A 17,545-nucleotide genomic window follows, 5' to 3' on the forward strand; every position below is an offset into this window, starting at 1 on the left:
TATGGAACCATTAAAGATTCATAAAGGACTAGTTTTTCCATTAAACCGTTCAAACGTTGATACGGATCAAATTATCCCTAAGCAGTTTCTAAAGCGGATTGAACGCAGTGGTTTCGGCCAATTCCTTTTTTATCATTGGCGTTTTGATGATGAAGGAAATCTTCGTCCTGATTTTTCATTAAATAATCCGAAATATAAAGGCGCATCCATTTTGGTTGCCGGTGAAAACTTTGGTTGTGGCTCTTCTCGTGAGCATGCTCCATGGGCGGTTCAAGATTTTGGTTTTAAAATTGTCATCGCCCCAAGTTTTGCTGACATTTTTAAAAACAATTGTGTGAAAAATGGGATTCTCCCTATTCAGGTTAGTGACGAGCAAGTTCAGTACATCATTAGAAAAGCAGAATCGGAAGAATACGAATTAACCGTGGACCTTGAGAATCAAGTGGTTTCTGATAATGAGGGCTTCAAGGTTACTTTCGAGATTGCCCCTTACCCTAAAGTTATGCTCCTAAATGGCTGGGATGAGATTGGCGTCACTTTAACCTACGAAGATAAAATTGCATCATATGAACTAAGTAGATAATAAAAAATGAGCTTGGGAACCCAGGCTCATTTTTTTTAATTGGAGAAAGAACACATTTCACAACTCGTTTAATATATTTTTATTCTCAGATTCTTCGTTAAAGGTTAAAACCTCATCCACCGGCTCGTAGGATTTACCATAAAAGTGGTGATCTTTATAGGTGTGAATTATATCATATGTTTGTTTAATTGCTTCAAAAATCATTTCTTCGGATTCATTATTTGGTGCCCAATAGAGAATTTCCATCCTATTGACCTCATTTGTCGCCAATGATTTCCTCTCATATCCAATGGACACGGCGTGCTCGAATTTTTCTCGTTTATAAAAATGGAGACGTTTTTCAGTATCGCTATCCTCATAATTCACTGGCTCCACTTCAAGGATAATTGGCTTTCCTTTTTGTTTTAACTTTTCCAATAGTTTATGACCTAATCCCTCACCACGGGCATTTTTTGAAACAAATAAATAATCAATAAATACAAACTTTTCTAGTTCAGCATACATTAAAACATGATTCGGTCCCTCATCCTTATGATAGATGTTTGATCGCTCTTTCAGTAAGGTTTCCATATGTGCTCTTGATTTCATTTCTTCAACAGGAAAATACTGATTCAACTTTTCATACCAATGCATGGACATACTCCTTAAAAACCAGGTAATTGATCCAGATTATTTTCTTTAATTCCATCTGGTTCACTACGGATAATGTCGCGCCCATATTTGTGGAAGACATCCACATGAGCAATCTTTCCATCTTTTGCTTCATTTAAGGCTGTAATATAATCCAACTCGCGGCCAGTACTGGTCTTAAAAGCAATAATATCACCATCATCGTTTTTCCTAACGGACACGAACTCCTCTTTGCCATCAGGATTACTCTGTCCCGCTTCCAGTTGAGCTTGCTGCCGGCTGGCTTGCTTGTACTCATCATAAATTTTTTCATAATCTTTTTGTACCATCACTTCCACCTCCGAACGTTTGTTAGTATTTTTGACAATTGGAGCGGTTTTACTCATAAAAAAATGGCCCTTCGCACATTAAATCGGAAGGGCTGTTCACAAAATATTCAGTACTCCGCGCGGCTTTTAAAAAAATCAAAAAGGACCAATACTGGCCCTTTAAAAAGTGTTTATAACGTGTAAAATACCATTACACTAATTAGAAATTAAGCTCTCCTTTTATTAAAGTAAATTCAGGAAGATTTTCCTCTAAAATGGTAAATATTATTTATCACCGAAAAATGTCATAATACTTTTAATAAGAATGAATTTTGGAGTGAGAAATGATTGCTTTATTTAGAGAAAAACCATGATCCAAGAAAGAACGCGGCAATCCTTGCCCAATTTACTGACCATCAACTTGACCTCACAAATGAATTACAAGAATCCGAACATCTTTTCAATCGATTACGAAAATATGATAACGCTCTTCGGCCAAAGGAAGTTCGTCGACTAACAGGTTCATTGGGTCAAAAAATGACAGCAGCTATTTTTCGCCTCTTATCGACCACTGCCAATTCTGATGATCTAGTAAAGATTAAGATAGATCCAGAAGGAAATGTAATTCCAGATTGGAAGAGAATGCTGGACGAAGAATATTTGAACTTACATAAAAATGTCGTGAAAGAGGTCAATGTTGAAGATTTTGGGGCAATTGGCGATGGAAAGACGGACAACACTAATGCCTTTAAAAGTGCGATTGGCAATGGCAATGTGAAAGTAGTTATCCCTGCTGGAGTATATATCACAAAGGGAATCCAACTACCCTCCTGGACAATGCTTGTTGGGGCAGGAAAAGGTTTGACGACCATTAAACTTCACGATTCTTCCAGAAAAGGTACCCGTCTCATTACTAACACGAATCATTGGCAAGGAAACCACCATCTTTTTGTCAGTGGCTTAAGTTTGGACTGGAATATAGAAAGGCTTGGCAACGTGGCGAAAACCAGTACCTGGGGGAATCATTCAAGCTGTTTAACCTATGCAAATGTGACATATGGCTGGGTTATGGATGTCGAAGCGATAAATCCAGGACTGCACTGCTTTGACATTTCATCAACTTTGTATAACTATGCTGGTGACGGCTTCCGTGCTCGCGGCGGCAGCAAATATGTCTGGCTTGATAACTTAACAGGTTATGGTTTTGGCGATGATGGGATCACCACCCATCACAGTAATTGTATCTTCATCACTCGCTGCCATATGTGTGATCCGAGTGGACGAGCCCATCGAAAGGGTTTTTCTAATTCGAACGGAATTGAAGTTGATGATGGTTCGAGAAATGTGGTGCTTGTTAATAATTCTTCAGCCCGATGCTTTGGCGGGGTGGAGATTAAAGCACATGAAAATTCTTCAGCCGCTTCAAATGTACATATAATTGGACATATTTCTGTCAACGACAACCGATCGTTTAATTTCAGGCATATTGGACATCACAAAAGTACAGAGTCTGAATCAAAAACTGCCCACAATATTATGGCGACGAATCTACTTTCAATTGCTCCGATTTATACAGAATTATATACAGGTTCTACGCCGCGCGGAATGGTGATCTCCGCTTATAAAAATGTTGTGATTAACCATTTTACGTTGATTGGAGATCCTGGTTATAACTACGATGGATATCCAGTCGTTGCCGTTCAGTATCGGGCTAGAAACGTCCTGTTAAATCATATTTCGTTCAGAGGTTTTAAAAAAGCTGGGAGCAATATTAAAGTCTTCGGTGGTAAAAATCGGGCCGATTCCATTCAAATCTATGATGTGAAGAGTGTAAATTCTGCTCCAAAAGCAATCGAGGTCGGCTCAGGTATCAACGATGTTACAATTGAAAATAAAAAAAGCGTACACAACTATTTGTGACGCTTTTCCTCTTTTTGGACAGTTATTTCATCGACCAATTTTTCCGCTACTTTCCGATATAAATTACTCATATGAACAAGTGAGGAGATCATTAACACTTGCTCAAGATACGACGAATTTCCCTTTTCATCCCCACTGATTTCTTCTTTAACGTCCGTTACTCTTTCCTCGATATCTACTTTGAAATCCTCGACATTTTGGCGGGTTAAATGTAGATAACTCGTATAAAAAGCATTGAGATCAATCTCCTCATTGATAATTTTTTGATTGATCCCAGCAAGGGTAGTTTTAATATCATTGATAGAAAGTGCCCCTTTTAATTGGTAGATCAAACTCATTAAGATGAGATGCTCCTTTGAATACTTTTTATTTTGGATTGGAAAAATGAGTTTTCCTTTCGCGTAATTATTGATCATCGTTTTGGTGAGGACCTTATCATCTTCATTCCGTTTTGATCCCATGAATTTATTTTCAAATAATTGAATGACCTGGTCCATATATAAATCGAGCTGTGGGATTTCCTCTAACGCAAAATTCGCTTCTAAGCAGAGTTGTTCAATAATTTGATTGATACGTTCCATTCATTTTTCTCCGTTCCTTGTCGTTATTTTTTTATTATACCTAAAGATATATCAATTGACTAGATGTTGATGTACTAGTATTATTATAAGTAGTTATTAAAACTACGTGTTGTGCTAGGAGGCATTATTAATGAGCAATTACATTCGGGAACCAATCAATGGACTGACCCATTTAGCTGGAGCTATTTTAGCCTTTGTCGGACTTCTTGCAATGGTAATAAAAGCAGCTGCAACAACCAATTCACCCACTTCTATAACTGCGGTCATTATTTTCGGGGTAAGTATGATTCTTCTTTATTCTGCATCGGCAACCTATCATATGGTGATTGCTCGCGATAAGGTTATTGCCTTTTTACGGCGGCTTGATCACTCGATGATCTTCATTTTAATAGCCGGAACGTATACTCCATTTTGCTTTATAAGTTTGAACGGAAAAATTGGCGCGATTCTATTTTCAATTATTTCGGGAATTGCGATTAGCGGAGTTGTTTTTAAAATGGTCTGGTTTAATTGCCCGCGCTGGATTTCTACTGCCTTGTATTTAGCGATGGGCTGGATGATTGTGTTTGTTTTCTCACCACTCACTAGCAGCTTAAATCCAATCGGTCTATTTTTGCTAATCCTCGGTGGAGTTTTTTATACCATTGGCGGGGTCATCTATGGTGCAAAGCCTAGGTTTTTACAGTCCAAATACATGGGCTTTCATGAAATCTTTCATATTTTCATTTTGCTGGGAAGTTTGGCGCATTTTTTAACCGTGTTCCTATACGTCATTTAATGTTGAAGATTAAAACGCCCTCTTTGATGGCGTTTTTTGTTTCTGAAATAAACTTTTTACCCTTGGGACAAAATAACACCAATTAGCACCACAAAAAGATAGAGGTGTTCCTGTTGCTTCGATTGATTTTTCAACTGATCGTGATTGGACTTTGTTCGATGTTATTCGGATTTGCTTTTAATACTTTTCTTATTCCCCATCAACTTACCTCTGGTGGTGTGACCGGCATCGCCTTTTTTATTCACCATTTTTTAGATATCAATACTGGGTCGATTATTCTGCTCATCAATATTCCCTTATTTTTATTAGGATTAAAATACTTAGGAAAAAAATTTATTTTGCTGACTGGTTATGCTGTTTTTGTATTATCATTCAGTATGAAGTTCATTCCGATTCATCCTATTAGCGATGACATTCTTCTATCTTCCATCATTGGAGGTGCACTTTATGGAATTGCAGTGGGCCTTATCATTCGGATTGGGGGTTCAACTGGAGGAACGGATATTGTAAGTCTTACTCTTGCAAAAAAAAAGAATTTGCAGGTTGGCTTTTTAAATATTTGTATGAACTTTTTAGTAGTGGGGATTTCCGGATTGGTTTTTGGATGGGGTATCACACTTTATACGATTATCGCTATCTATGTATCCGGCCGCGCGGTTGATATGGTTTACACGAATCAAAATAAATTAACGTTAACGATTGTGACCGATAAATATGAAGAGCTTACAGATGCACTTATTCACTTGCATGCTCGTGGGGTTACAGTAACGGATGCTGAAGGAGCTTACACCCATAAGCCCAAAAAGGTATTAACCACAGTGATTACCAAATTCGAATTAAATGAAACAAAACATACTATTAGAAAGGTGGACCAGAAGGCGTTTGTGAATATCATGCAGACAATGGAAGTGATGGGGCGCTTCCGGAAAGATTGAATTGGCATATGCCCGTTTTGCTTAATTTTTTGTTTGAATGGGATTGCGTCTCCTACGGTTACCGCTAAACCATTTTTTAGCCTTCACGGGCATCATACAAGTCCTATGGTTACCGCTAAACCATTTTTTTAGCCTTCACGGGCATCATACGCGTCTTATGATTACCGCTAAACCATTTTTTTAGCCTTCACGGGCATCATACAAGTCCTATGGTTACCGCTGAACCAATTTCCCATCCTTAACGGGAACCATAAGCTTGAGGTCCCTCCCAAATTTCATCGTTCCATCCCAACTAATCTTCCAAGTTCCTCCATCAAAACCAGAGCGTGATTATGGACCGGGTCCTTCGCTCCATAAAGGAGTGTGACGGGACCCCTAAGTGCCATTTCAATAATCTGCCGGATATACTCCCGCTTCTGTTCATCCGAGCGCAGCTCTTCAAGGTATCTACTACGAAATTCTTCAAATAGCTCAGGCTTATGACAAAACCACTTCCGCAGTTCATTGCTCGGAGCTAGATCCTTAAACCAATACGAAAGCTTCGCTGCATCCTTCGAAATTCCCCTCGGCCAAAGGCGGTCAACTAAAACTCTACATCCATCCATTTCCTCATTGGGCTCATAGACCCTCTTCATAAATAAATTAGCCATACTTCCCCTCCAATTGATGCCAGGCATCCTATTATTCAAGTGTCCACTCCGTATGGACAAACTCGTATGTTTGTCCACGAATGGTGTCAGGCACCCAATGGGTGTTAATGGCACTATTGGCACCTATTCCAGCCAATGCCACCTAACGCCATCAACTGCCACCAAAACCTAATCAGTCTTCGTCCTTTACGTCGATGCTTTCTGGGATGGGTTCGTTGAGGATTTCTTCGATTAGTTGTTTGTATTTTTCCATTTGTTTTAGGTGGGTGTTGAATTGTTCTTTGTAGATCAGGTACTCCTCCCCATCAAATAGGGCGCGAATTTTCTTTTGTTGGATGAGGCTTTTGATGGTTGCCTCGGGTACCGATAAATACTCTGCTGTCTCTTTCATTGTTAAATACAATTTGGTTACTCCTCTGGTAAGAAATTGATTTGCGGGACTACTCGGCTTGCTCTTCCTTTTGTTGTATCCGCTTGTGATAATGAATTAAGAATGGCTTCCTCTACTGCTTCCGCTGCCGCTCTAAAAAGCTGATTCATCATTGGATGGTCCTCACGTAGTTGGGAGCGAGTTTCAATCTTCTCATCCGAAAAGTGAGCAATTTTGTGGGCCGTTGAAAAAGCAATCACAATATCCCCGCTGCCATGACTAAAATGACTGCCGGTGCGGCCAAGACCAATGCCGCACCGTTTTGCCAATCGCTTTAATTGCCGGTCACTTAAGGGTGCATCGGTTGCCAAAACAATGATAATGGAACCATCGGATGTTTCTGACAATCCTTCCCCCTCTGAATAACGAAACCTTTGAAATTCTTCCGTTTTGCCAAAATTGCTGAGAACAAGGCAGCCGACCGTGTTCTCTTCCACGATTCGGGAGGATGAACCAATCCCGCCTTTATAACCAAAGCAAACCATGCCTTTTCCAGCTCCAACCGCCCCTTCAACCGCCTGATGTTCCGATGCATTCTTGATTGCCTCAATGGCATGCTCTGGTTTTACTGGAAATAAACGAATGGAATTTAAGTAACTATCATTGCATTCCCCTACGACTATGTTAATCGTTCCAGTGGTATCGCCAATTTCCTGATTTTCTCCCAGCATGTATTCCAACACTCCCTGGGTGACTGCCGGTACCGCGAAGGTATTTGTTAACATGATGGGCGATTCAATTACACCTAATTCATTTACTTGCACAAGTCCTGCCGTTTTTCCAAAACCATTAATAACATAACTTGCAGCTGTTACTTTTTCTTTAAACAAATTGCCTTTATGAGGCAGTATCGCCGTTACACCTGTACATGCATACTCTTCGCCAGACTCATTTAACGGGTAGTCCAGTGTTACATGTCCTACCATCAAATCCTCAACATCCGTTATACAGTTTTTCCTTCCAGTTGGCAGTTTTCCAACGACGATACCCTTATCCCTAACCTTCATCGGAAAATCCCTGGCCTATGGTCCAGAAAGTTTTGATAAGCAAATCCGCGGACAACCTCTTCAGGGTAATACTTTAAGAGTTCATTGATAAGATTTTGACTTTTGGAGGCATCCTCTAAATTAGTGATAAAGGTCGAAATCCCATCGAAATCTGATCCAAAACCAATTTGTTTAACTCCGCCTAATGAGCACAGGTGATCAATATGTCTCACTAAATCTGAAATCGTTACTTCTCCTGATTCTTTCACAAAAGGTGGATGATAAACGATATGAATCAAGCCGCCCTTTGCAAACATAGCCTGAGCCTGTTCATCCGTTAAATTACGTAAATGGTTGCAAAGTGCCCGAGCATTAGAGTGACTGGCAATCGGATATTTGGCTAATTCAATGACCTCCCAAATCCCCTTGTCGCTCAAATGAGAAACATCAGTCAGAATTTGATGTTCGTTATTAAACTTGACAATCTCTTTTCCGAACAGAGTCAGCCCTGCGCCGCGCGGTTCCCCTGCACCATCTGCAGCGAGATTAGCTGGGTTCCATGTCAACCCAACAGAACGAACCCCGAGCTGGTAAAGAATATGAAGTTTCGCTAAGTCGTTGCCAATCGCATCCACGCCTTCAAGTGTTAACATGGCACCGATTTGGCCAATTTTTAAGCGATCAAAATCCGACCATTCTTTGATATGGACCATGTCTGGATTTTTAGCGAGCACTTCTTTGTAAAAATAATCGATCTGCTCGAGGGCCACTTGAAATTTCTGATCTCCCTTGATTTCAGGTTCAATAAATATTGCAAAGCACTGGACTTTGATTTGGCCTCGTTGTAACCGTGTTTTATTTGTATGTAATTCCGGCGCATCTGCAAACCGGAGTTTACCTTGCGCTTCTTGGAGTTTCATTAGGGCATCACAATGTAAGTCAATGATATTCATGTAGCGTCGTCTCCTTTTTATAAAAGGCTCATTTCGTAAACTTTGTTGCTTTTGAAGCTTAATAAAAATCATTTCCTAAGTTTTTAGGCAATTTCGCAAATGTTCTTACGAAAAGATGCCAAGAAGCATCTAGTTATACGGGTTGATGTACTTATACGAAAAACAACAATCTATGCGAAAATAGCCCTTATAAAAATTTTATCACAACAAAAATAAGCTAGGTTAATAAATACCTAGCCCAACAAAAATTTTACTGATTTATGTATAACTAGTTAGTTCGCTTCCGCCATCTTTTTAATACTTGCCAGCACTTTGTCCCAAATATCCGCACTTAAATCGCGGTATTTTTTCCCTTCCGGCATCACAGAAAAATCTCCTTGCAAAATGTGTAAAGTCGTCTTTCCATTTTCCTCAGACAATTGGAAGGTAATCCCGTCTTCATCGGTAACAAGTGCCTTTTCCTCACTCCGAACATCAAATACGGTAAAGCGGAGGAGTTTATTTTGCTCAAGAGCCGTCACATTACCCTCGACGATAACCGTCTCGTCTTCGCCTTTCCAAAGGACAGGACTGCCTAACTCCCAAGTAGAGTCAAGATGAAACCGTGGTCCTCCGCTTGAAAATTCTGTCGCCCAATGGTTATTGTACTCATGGACCGTTATTACCTCCCAAACCTTTGACGCTGGAGCATTGATTTCAACTGTTTTGTCGACAAAAAGCTTACTCATTTCATTCCTCCTCCATTATAGACCTCATTGATATTTCCATTATACTGCACTGATAAACCTATTCATAATTCTACTAGAAAAAAATCGGCTGTGTTACATTCACCAGCCGGTTAATATTTTCTTAAAAAAATAGGTTCTTTCTGTAACACTTTGGTCCTGATGATTTCATGACAGATAGTTAAGACTTTTTCTATGTCCTGTGTGCTATTTGCCAATACCCTTAGAGCAAACCCCGAAACGGCAAGCATCGATATACCCATTCTAACCTCTAGCAAAGTGTCGAAAACATCTTGCAGGTCGGCCAATAACGCTGGATTAATTCGATGATCAATAACAATCATCGATCCATAATGAGAAAAACCCTCCATCATACCAAGGCCCTTAAGGTCGTTGTCAGGTTGAAGTTTCACATGATCAAATAACACGAGTTTGTCGTCCATATAAATTTCCATTTTGGCTTGCAGTAAGTCATATTGAAAAGGCATTCCATCTGGAGCCCAGCCAGGAGTATAGATATCCCAGCTAATAAGGGATGACCCTGTTGCCATTCGAATCACTGTCCGCTGCTTAAAACAGGCATGCTGGTAAGCAATTACTGGGTCAGGTAAATATTCTAATATACTTCCGCTTTTTAAATGAAACTCCATCTCCTGAATAGCCGGACAGGTACGGGTTTTATAAATTTTAGTTGACGATTGGGTTGTAACAACTGCCTCAGCGTCCTCTTCCAAAACGACGACAGTTTTGTAGGAGTCACCTTCCACGTATCCTCCACCCGGATTCATCACATAAAAATAGGCTTCGCCACCCCCTGTCAGGTAAACGGGTCTAGTAATTTTTAAAGCACCCTCTGAATAGGATTCTTTTAAAATGGTCTTCTTCCCTTTCCTCATACCTGTTAGCCGCAAGTATCCAGTCCAATGTTCCACCTACCCTAATCCTGCCAATAGCGCATTTGACTTGAGCCAATCAATTACTTCGTTTATACCAACATCCTCTTTTAAGTTTGTAAAAATATACGGCTTCTTGCCTCGCGCTGCCTGTGTATCTGCCTCCATGACTTCTAGACTTGCGCCAACATATGGGGCTAAATCAATCTTGTTGATGATAAACAGGTCCGATTTGATCATCCCTTGACCGCCTTTACGGGGGATTTTTTCACCTTGGGCTACATCGATAATATAAATAGAAAAGTCAACAAGTTCCGGACTAAAGGTAGCAGCTAGGTTATCACCGCCGCTCTCGACAAAAATCAGCGCAAGATCCGGATGTATCTCTTTTAACTCATCAATCGCTGCAAAATTCATGGATGCGTCTTCCCGAATCGCCGTATGCGGGCATCCTCCGGTTTCCACACCAATAATTCGATCCTCTGGAAGGACACTGTTTTTTATTAAAAACTGTGCATCTTCCTTTGTGTAGATATCATTGGTTACGACCGCCATTTTATATTCTTCATGGAGGTGCCTGGTTAACCGCTCTACAAGCAGTGTCTTCCCTGCTCCCACTGGCCCTCCCACTCCGATACGTATTGGCTCCATTCTTTCCCCTTCTTTCATGGTATTTAGGACATAAACAATCTGGTATGTAATCTTTCGTGGCGCATTTGTGCCATTTCAATTCCAGGAGCGACGGCTCCGAAATCATCAGTATCCAGGCCCTCCATTTCCTCTGTTGTCTTCAGCAAATACGGCTGTAATTCTAAGAGAATGCGTTGGCCTGCCGTCTGGCCAAGCGGGATTCCGCGTACCCCATTCTGAATAAGTGTCACCATACTTGAATAAAGAAAGGTTAGTATACACGGTCTTTTCTCGATCCCTAGGTACTGGCAAATCATCGCAAAGGCAACTCCAGGATGACCATACGCCTCCTTGGTCCGGATTTTTTTAAGGTATGTTTCTAAAACTGGGATAGAATATAAATCGATCCCCATTCGAATCATTCTTTCTCCAATCCTCCGGTTTGCCTCTCGTGCTTCTTTGGAGATATTCTGCACGAACAATTTTTTGTCTAGCCCCCATATCTCTTCGAAATCATGATTGAGCAACGCCTCAAAAGTTAAGCGGCAGGCAAGCCCATCCGTATAGGCCATTTGTTTTTCCAAGTATATTCGAATCCATTCAAAAAAGGTTTCCTTACTATAGACGCTTTCTTCCTGGATATAAGTTTCCAAACCAAATGAATGAGAAAAAGCTCCTGAAGGAAAATTCGAATCTCCGATTTGCAGTAACGCCAAGAGATGATTATCCATGGGAATGACCGATATGGCGGAAGGCCTTTTTTACTTTTCTCTCTTCTCTTGAGTAGGGTACAGCAAGCTGGTCCAGCAGTTCTTGAACGAGATAATCATATTGGAGGAGCATAACCTCCCCTTCAAACTGAGCAGGAAGGTGGCGGTTCCCTAACTGATGGGCAATTTCCCCCATTTGCTTTAGGCTAGTCGGTTGAATCACGAGCAAATCATCACTTGTAACACTGATGACAATCATATTTCTGTCATCCATGAACAAGATATCGCCGTCGATTAAGTCTTTGGCGGTCTTTAAGCGAATGCCAATTTCTTTCCCGTGGTCTGTAGTCACCCGCTGAATTCGTTTCACTAAGTCATCACTCGCTAAATACACTCTTTCAATGTGACGTCCATTTGTCGAGATTTCTTCCATATTCCCAATGATTTCTTCAATAATCATAATCTCACTCCTAAAATAAGAAATAGCGCTGTGCCATCGGTAATACCTCTGCTGGTTCACAGGTCATAAGTTCGCCAGCCACGATGACTTCATAAGTTTGTGGATCGACTTCAATGGTTGGCATTTCAGCATTGAGTTTCATATCCTTTTTTGAAAGTTGACGAATTCCTTGAACTGGTTTGATTTGTTTTTTTAGCCCCAACTTTTCGGGAACACCTTGCTCAATGGCTGCTTTAGACATGAAGGTAACCGATGTGGTGTGCTTGGCTTTTCCGAAAGCAGCAAACATAGGACGGTACAGAACTGGCTGTGGAGTTGGAATGGATGCATTTGGATCTCCCATCAAACTATGGGCAATCATTCCACCTTTAATGACAATCTCTGGTTTAACACCAAAAAATGCTGGATCCCAAATAACAAGGTCAGCCATTTTCCCCACTTCTACCGAACCAACCTCCGCAGCAATCCCGTGCGTTATCGCTGGATTAATCGTGTATTTGGCAATATATCGCTTGGCACGAAAGTTATCTGCTTCTCCCTTGTCTTCTGGCAGCTTGCCTCGTTGTTTTCGCATTTTATCAGCCGTTTGCCAGGTCCGCATAATCACTTCGCCCACTCGTCCCATCGCCTGCGAATCGGAACTAATCATGCTGAACACGCCCAAATCGTGGAGAATGTCTTCTGCAGCAATCGTCTCTTTCCGTATTCGTGAGTCAGCAAAGGCAATATCTTCGGGTACATCAGGATCTAAATGATGGCAAACCATCAGCATATCTAAGTGCTCATCTAAGGTATTCTTGGTATACGGACGTGTTGGATTGGTGGATGATGGCAAGATATACGGGTAGCTTGCAACTTTTATAATATCGGGAGCATGCCCCCCGCCAGCCCCTTCCGTATGATACGTATGGATAACCCGGCCATTAATCGCCGCTAGGGTATCCTCGACAAATCCGCCTTCATTAAGGGTGTCGGTGTGGATGGCAACTTGGACATCATACTTATCTGCGACCCTGAGGCAGTGGTCTATCGCTGATGCGGTTGTCCCCCAATCTTCATGCAGTTTAAGCCCGATCACACCGGCATTGATTTGTTCAATTAACGGTTCTTCCGCAGACGAATTTCCCTTTCCTAAGAATCCAAGATTCATAGGGAATTCTTCAGCTGCCTCTAACATGCGATGAATATTCCATTCACCCGGTGTGCAGGTTGTCGCATTCGTTCCGGTGGCCGGACCCGTGCCGCCGCCGATCATGGTTGTAATCCCGGATGATAGAGCTGTTTCGATTTGCTGTGGACTTATAAAATGGATATGGGCATCAATGCCGCCAGCTGTTACAATCATGCCTTCGCCGGCAATAATTTCGGTTGAGGCACCAATGATCATGTCTACGCCTTCCATTAAGAGGGGATTCCCACTTTTTCCGATTCCTGCAATTCGTCCATCACGAATGCCAATATCGGCTTTATAAATCCCGCTATAATCCAGAATAATCGCATTAGTTATGACGGTATCGAGTGCTCCTTGTGCTCGTGTGGCAAGCGGATGCTGTCCCATCCCATCACGGATTACCTTTCCGCCGCCAAACTTCACTTCATCCCCATAAACGGTAAAATCCTTTTCGATTTCGATAAATAAATCGGTATCGGCAAGCCGGATGGCATCTCCTGTTGTCGGACCAAACATGTCTGCATATTGCTTTCTTGACATTCGAAAGCTCATAACGTGTCCTCCTCTGCATGGTCCAATGGGCCCTCCGTTTTATTATTTAACCCATAGACTTCACGCTGACCAGCGAAGGGGACGAGTTCTACTTCTTTCGCATCGCCAGGTTCAAACCGGACAGCAGTGCCGGCCGGGATATTTAGATGCTTGCCAAACGCTGGGTCACGTTCAAATTTCAGCGCACTATTTACTTCGTAAAAATGAAAATGTGACCCAATTTGTATTGGCCGGTCGCCTTGATTGAGCACCATGATCCTAGAAGTCTTCCTTCCTTTATTGCAGACAATCAGCTCTTGTCGTAAGAGATATTCTCCTGGAATCATTTTTTTCACTCCAATATATATTAGATTTGTTTGATTGGTGCTCTGATGATTATTGGTAAAATGAATCACTTATTTCGTAGGATGGAACCGCTATTTTTAAAGCAGCCTCCTTAATTGGAAGTTGTTTTCCATTTATCGTAAAATTAATTCTCTTTTTCGTAAAATAACTTCATTTTTCGTAAAATTAACTAGCCATTGTGTAAAATTTCCTATTTATCTTGTAAAATTAGATTAATATTTTGTAAAATCATTACTTTTTTCTAACAAACAGCTCTTGGCTAGCGAATCGGTTCATGTACAGTGACAAGCTTGGTTCCATCTGGAAAGGTTGCTTCTACTTGAATATCGTGAATCATCTCCGGTATCCCTTCCATCACATCATCGCTCGATAATATTTTGGTCCCTTCACTCATCAGCTCAGCTACCGATTTTCCATCTCTAGCCCCCTCGATAATTTCGTAAGTGATTAGCGCAATCGCCTCTGGATAGTTTAATTTTAGGCCCCGTTCTTTGCGGCGTCTGGCCAGGTCTGCTGCAACAACAATCATTAATTTTTCCTGCTCCCGCTGGGTTAACTTCATCCCTTACCTCTCCCCAATAAATCATAAAGTGTACAAGCAATAATCTTTGTGGCATCAACCAAATCATCGATTCTGATATGTTCATCTGCCCGGTGCCCATTGGCCTCTTCGAGCACTTTAGGTCCAACACCAAACATGATTGTTGGAATACCTTTTTCATAAAAATGACGGGCATCTGCATAGATCGGTACTCCATTAATTGCTAATTCACCCTTCTCCTTAATAATGGATTTCCAATTCGAAGAAAGAGTTGAAATCAATGGTGAATCTTCAGGAACAGGTCCGAAGCTTTCCGCATGAAGAATTTTTCGAATTTCTATTTTGAGTCCTTCAATTGCCTTAACTGCTTCTTCCACTACATTACGAAATTCCACTTCTGCCTCGGCCCCGTCTTCACCAGGGATCAATCTCCGGTCGACCCTGATCGTACATTCATCAGGGACGACATTCGTGTTAATCCCCCCTGAAATGAGACCGATAACCAAGGTTGGATGATCAATCCCAGGCACTGCAGATTTTTTAGCTGCAAGAGTCTGACGGTATTCATACAAAGCATTTAGGATTCGTGTTGTCGCCTCTAACGCATCGATTCCTGTGTGAGGCAGAGCTGCATGGGCAGACTTTCCAATCGTTTTGACTTCAAAATGGAGACAGCCGTTATGGGCATTGACCGCTGAGTAGGTAAAACCGGCGGCAATTGCTTGGTCTGGAATGATTGCCCCTTGATCAAGCAGCCTTCTCGGTCCTAATTCCCCCCCTGTCTCTTCATCAAAAGTAAAGGCAAGGTCGACTTTCCCCTGCAATGGTTGACTGATTTTGGCCTGCTTCAAAGCTAAAACAGCATACGAATAGGCTGCAATGTCCGATTTGGAAACTGCAACGCCTCGCCCATACATCTTACCGTTAATAACCGCTCCCCCATATGGGTCGACACTCCAGCCCAGCCCCGGCGGCACAACATCCCCATGTGCATTTAAGGCGATATTCGTTCCTTCTCCATTTCCAAACTCGGTACGACTAAGGACATTGGCCAAACTAATCATTCCAGCGGCTTTCACTTCCGCTTCATCAACCTCTAATAGGGAGACATCCTCAAACCCAAGATCTAGAAGCTGTTGGTATAAAAAAGCAGCAATCGGATAACAGTCTCCTGCAGGATTATCCGATGGAACTTGCACAATCTTTTTTAAAAAATCAATCATTTCAACTTGGTGCTCGTCAATCCACTGGATTAATCGTTCCTTATCTTGATTCATCTAACTCCTCCTTTTTACTACGCGCTCGCTTTGTGAGGTAAGAATTGGATAAGTATATCAAGAACAATCTCTAGTTCAGTTGTGGGTATTTTTCTTACAGCGAATAACTGCTTTATTTATAGGCAAACACCTAATTTTTCGTTGCTCACCCCGGATTGATCATCATAAATGACCCTTCCTCGTAAAATTGTTTTCTTCACCATAAGTAAAAACTCTTTATCTTCATAAGGTGAATAGGCATTCCTGAAAGCCAATGACTCTTTATTAACAAACGTTGATTCATCCAGGCGAATCAAGACGAGGTCCGCATCTAAGCCGGGACGGATCTGCCCTTTTCGGTCTGCTACGCCAAACCGCTTCGCAACATTAGATGTCCCTAACGGTAAAATTTGTTTAAGGTTCATTCTTCGTTTCAGGGCCTCATCCAGTAGTGATAGCCATGTAAATTGAACCCCTTGAATTCCTCCCCATGCATCCCAGATAGAATCCGTTGTTTTCATCGAATATAGGCATGGAGAATGATCCGATCCAATTGTGTCAATCCAGCCGCTCTGAAGGCAGTCCCATAACCCTTCTACCTCATCGCGCGGTCTTAATGGCGGTGCACATTTAAGGATTGCCCCACTTTTAAGAAAATCTTCTTCATCAAATATCAAATAATGAGGGCAGGTTTCCACTGTGACGTCTACTCCGCTTTTTTTGGCTTGTTCGATTAGTCCAATTACTTTCGCCGAACTAATATGAACAAAATGCAGGGCTGTTCCATATTTTGCAGCAAGCTCTAAGGCATAGCTGACTGCTGTCTCTTCTGCAGATATGGGTCTGCTCGCAAGAAAGGCCTCCCGTTCATTAATCCCGGCTCTATGTTTATAAAAAGCTGTCCATTTATTAATCTCCTCATTCCATTCTGCATGAAGGGCGAGGATCTTCTTATGTTCCTTTGCTGCTTGCATGGCTTGTTTTAATCCATCTGGTGAAACAAAGTGGAAATCTTCAATCCCACTCTCACTCATAAATGCTTTCCAAGCAATAATTCCCTCACCCATTTGAGAGAGTTCCTGCCGGTTAGTGAGGTTCGTGTCAGTCATTCCTCCCCACAAGGCATAATCAACATATGACCTTGCAGTTAAATAGTCCTTCTTATCTTGTAAATTCTTAAAATTGGTGACAGAGGGGGCACAGTTCAGCGGCATATCAAAGATCGTCGTTGTTCCACCGATAGCTGCGGCCCGGCTGCCTGTCTCGATTCCTTCCCATTCGGTTCTTCCTGGATCATTAAAATGGACATGGGCATCGATAAAACCAGGAACCACTAGACAACCGCTTGCATCGATTGTCGTATCTGTTTTCTCAATCAATGGTTCTGGTTCATTTTTTTGAAAGGATTCTATCCGTCCATCAATCACGCGAATATTTACCTCGCGAAAGCCTTCCTCGGTAAAAACTAGCCCATTCTTCACCCATAGTTCTTTCATTTTATGCCCCTC

21 protein-coding genes are annotated in these 17,545 nt (G+C 41.6%); 4 read left to right on the forward strand and 17 right to left on the reverse strand.

Features of this window, described 5'->3' with window-relative positions; all coding sequences use genetic code 11:
• Position 1: 1 nt before the first annotated feature.
• On the forward strand, positions 2-583 hold the full coding sequence (gene leuD / locus KW850_RS24225; protein ID WP_218350326.1) for a 3-isopropylmalate dehydratase small subunit: 582 nt from the start codon (positions 2-4) through the stop codon (positions 581-583).
• A 57-nt stretch (positions 584-640) separates the two neighbouring features.
• Here leuD and KW850_RS24230 read toward each other — a convergent pair whose 3' ends face one another.
• Positions 641-1,216, reverse strand: coding sequence for a GNAT family N-acetyltransferase (locus KW850_RS24230; protein WP_218350327.1), 576 nt, complete (start codon positions 1,214-1,216; stop codon positions 641-643).
• Positions 1,217-1,227: 11 nt separating this feature from the next.
• On the reverse strand, positions 1,228-1,542 hold the full coding sequence (locus tag KW850_RS24235) for a DUF3892 domain-containing protein (RefSeq protein WP_218350396.1): 315 nt from the start codon (positions 1,540-1,542) through the stop codon (positions 1,228-1,230).
• A gap of 327 nt (positions 1,543-1,869) precedes the next feature.
• Between KW850_RS24235 and KW850_RS24240 the strand changes: the two genes are divergently transcribed.
• Positions 1,870-3,441 carry a glycoside hydrolase family 55 protein gene (locus KW850_RS24240; protein ID WP_218350328.1) on the forward strand — a complete coding sequence of 524 codons (1,572 nt, stop codon included), beginning with the start codon at positions 1,870-1,872 and terminating at the stop codon, positions 3,439-3,441.
• Here the strand turns inward: KW850_RS24240 and KW850_RS24245 are convergent.
• Entirely contained in the window at positions 3,432-4,022 is a 591-nt protein-coding gene (locus tag KW850_RS24245) for a DUF1836 domain-containing protein (protein ID WP_218350329.1), read from the reverse strand. The two genes, KW850_RS24240 and KW850_RS24245, sit on opposite strands and share 10 nt — an antisense overlap.
• Before the next feature lie 130 nt (positions 4,023-4,152).
• On the opposite strand from KW850_RS24245, the gene trhA reads away from it, so the two are divergent.
• Positions 4,153-4,800, forward strand: a complete 648-nt coding sequence (trhA, locus tag KW850_RS24250; RefSeq protein WP_218350330.1) for a PAQR family membrane homeostasis protein TrhA — start codon at positions 4,153-4,155, stop codon at positions 4,798-4,800.
• Between the two features lie 113 nt (positions 4,801-4,913).
• The gene (locus KW850_RS24255) at positions 4,914-5,735 is read left to right on the forward strand and encodes a YitT family protein (RefSeq protein WP_218350331.1); all 822 of its coding nucleotides are present in this window, start codon (positions 4,914-4,916) and stop codon (positions 5,733-5,735) included.
• 275 nt (positions 5,736-6,010) lie between these two features.
• Here KW850_RS24255 and KW850_RS24260 read toward each other — a convergent pair whose 3' ends face one another.
• The 14 genes from KW850_RS24260 to allB form a co-directional block, all read right to left on the reverse strand.
• Positions 6,011-6,385: a DUF488 domain-containing protein gene (locus KW850_RS24260; protein WP_218350332.1), complete on the reverse strand. Its 375-nt coding sequence runs from the start codon at positions 6,383-6,385 to the stop codon at positions 6,011-6,013.
• 172 nt (positions 6,386-6,557) lie between these two features.
• Positions 6,558-6,788 carry an excisionase family DNA-binding protein gene (locus KW850_RS24265; protein WP_218350333.1) on the reverse strand — a complete coding sequence of 77 codons (231 nt, stop codon included), beginning with the start codon at positions 6,786-6,788 and terminating at the stop codon, positions 6,558-6,560.
• 5 nt (positions 6,789-6,793) lie between these two features.
• Entirely contained in the window at positions 6,794-7,822 is a 1,029-nt protein-coding gene (locus tag KW850_RS24270) for a DmpA family aminopeptidase (RefSeq protein WP_218350334.1), read from the reverse strand.
• Entirely contained in the window at positions 7,819-8,754 is a 936-nt protein-coding gene (locus KW850_RS24275) for a dipeptidase (protein ID WP_218350335.1), read from the reverse strand. Before KW850_RS24275 ends, KW850_RS24270 begins: the two co-directional genes overlap by 4 nt.
• A gap of 272 nt (positions 8,755-9,026) precedes the next feature.
• The gene (locus tag KW850_RS24280; protein ID WP_218350336.1) at positions 9,027-9,482 is read right to left on the reverse strand and encodes an SRPBCC family protein; all 456 of its coding nucleotides are present in this window, start codon (positions 9,480-9,482) and stop codon (positions 9,027-9,029) included.
• 110 nt (positions 9,483-9,592) lie between these two features.
• Positions 9,593-10,411 carry an urease accessory protein UreD gene (locus tag KW850_RS24285; RefSeq protein ID WP_308128844.1) on the reverse strand — a complete coding sequence of 273 codons (819 nt, stop codon included), beginning with the start codon at positions 10,409-10,411 and terminating at the stop codon, positions 9,593-9,595.
• Positions 10,412-11,023, reverse strand: a complete 612-nt coding sequence (ureG, locus tag KW850_RS24290) for an urease accessory protein UreG (RefSeq protein WP_218350337.1) — start codon at positions 11,021-11,023, stop codon at positions 10,412-10,414.
• A gap of 23 nt (positions 11,024-11,046) precedes the next feature.
• Positions 11,047-11,718 (reverse strand): urease accessory protein UreF, encoded by a 672-nt coding sequence (locus tag KW850_RS24295; RefSeq protein WP_308128845.1) that lies wholly within the window; start codon positions 11,716-11,718, stop codon positions 11,047-11,049.
• A gap of 7 nt (positions 11,719-11,725) precedes the next feature.
• Complete coding sequence (ureE, locus tag KW850_RS24300) at positions 11,726-12,172, reverse strand: urease accessory protein UreE (protein WP_218350339.1); 447 nt, start codon at positions 12,170-12,172, stop codon at positions 11,726-11,728.
• A gap of 10 nt (positions 12,173-12,182) precedes the next feature.
• Entirely contained in the window at positions 12,183-13,895 is a 1,713-nt protein-coding gene (gene ureC, locus KW850_RS24305) for an urease subunit alpha (RefSeq protein ID WP_218350340.1), read from the reverse strand.
• The gene (locus KW850_RS24310) at positions 13,892-14,221 is read right to left on the reverse strand and encodes an urease subunit beta (RefSeq protein WP_218350341.1); all 330 of its coding nucleotides are present in this window, start codon (positions 14,219-14,221) and stop codon (positions 13,892-13,894) included. Before KW850_RS24310 ends, ureC begins: the two co-directional genes overlap by 4 nt.
• Positions 14,222-14,499: 278 nt before the next feature.
• A complete protein-coding gene (locus KW850_RS24315; protein WP_218350342.1) occupies positions 14,500-14,802 on the reverse strand; it encodes an urease subunit gamma in 303 nt (100 codons plus the stop codon).
• Positions 14,799-16,058 carry an ArgE/DapE family deacylase gene (locus KW850_RS24320; RefSeq protein WP_218350343.1) on the reverse strand — a complete coding sequence of 420 codons (1,260 nt, stop codon included), beginning with the start codon at positions 16,056-16,058 and terminating at the stop codon, positions 14,799-14,801. Before KW850_RS24320 ends, KW850_RS24315 begins: the two co-directional genes overlap by 4 nt.
• Before the next feature lie 116 nt (positions 16,059-16,174).
• Complete coding sequence (gene allB, locus KW850_RS24325) at positions 16,175-17,533, reverse strand: allantoinase AllB (protein ID WP_218350344.1); 1,359 nt, start codon at positions 17,531-17,533, stop codon at positions 16,175-16,177.
• Positions 17,534-17,545: the final 12 nt, after the last annotated feature.

The organism is Bacillus sp. sid0103 (assembly GCF_019219025.1).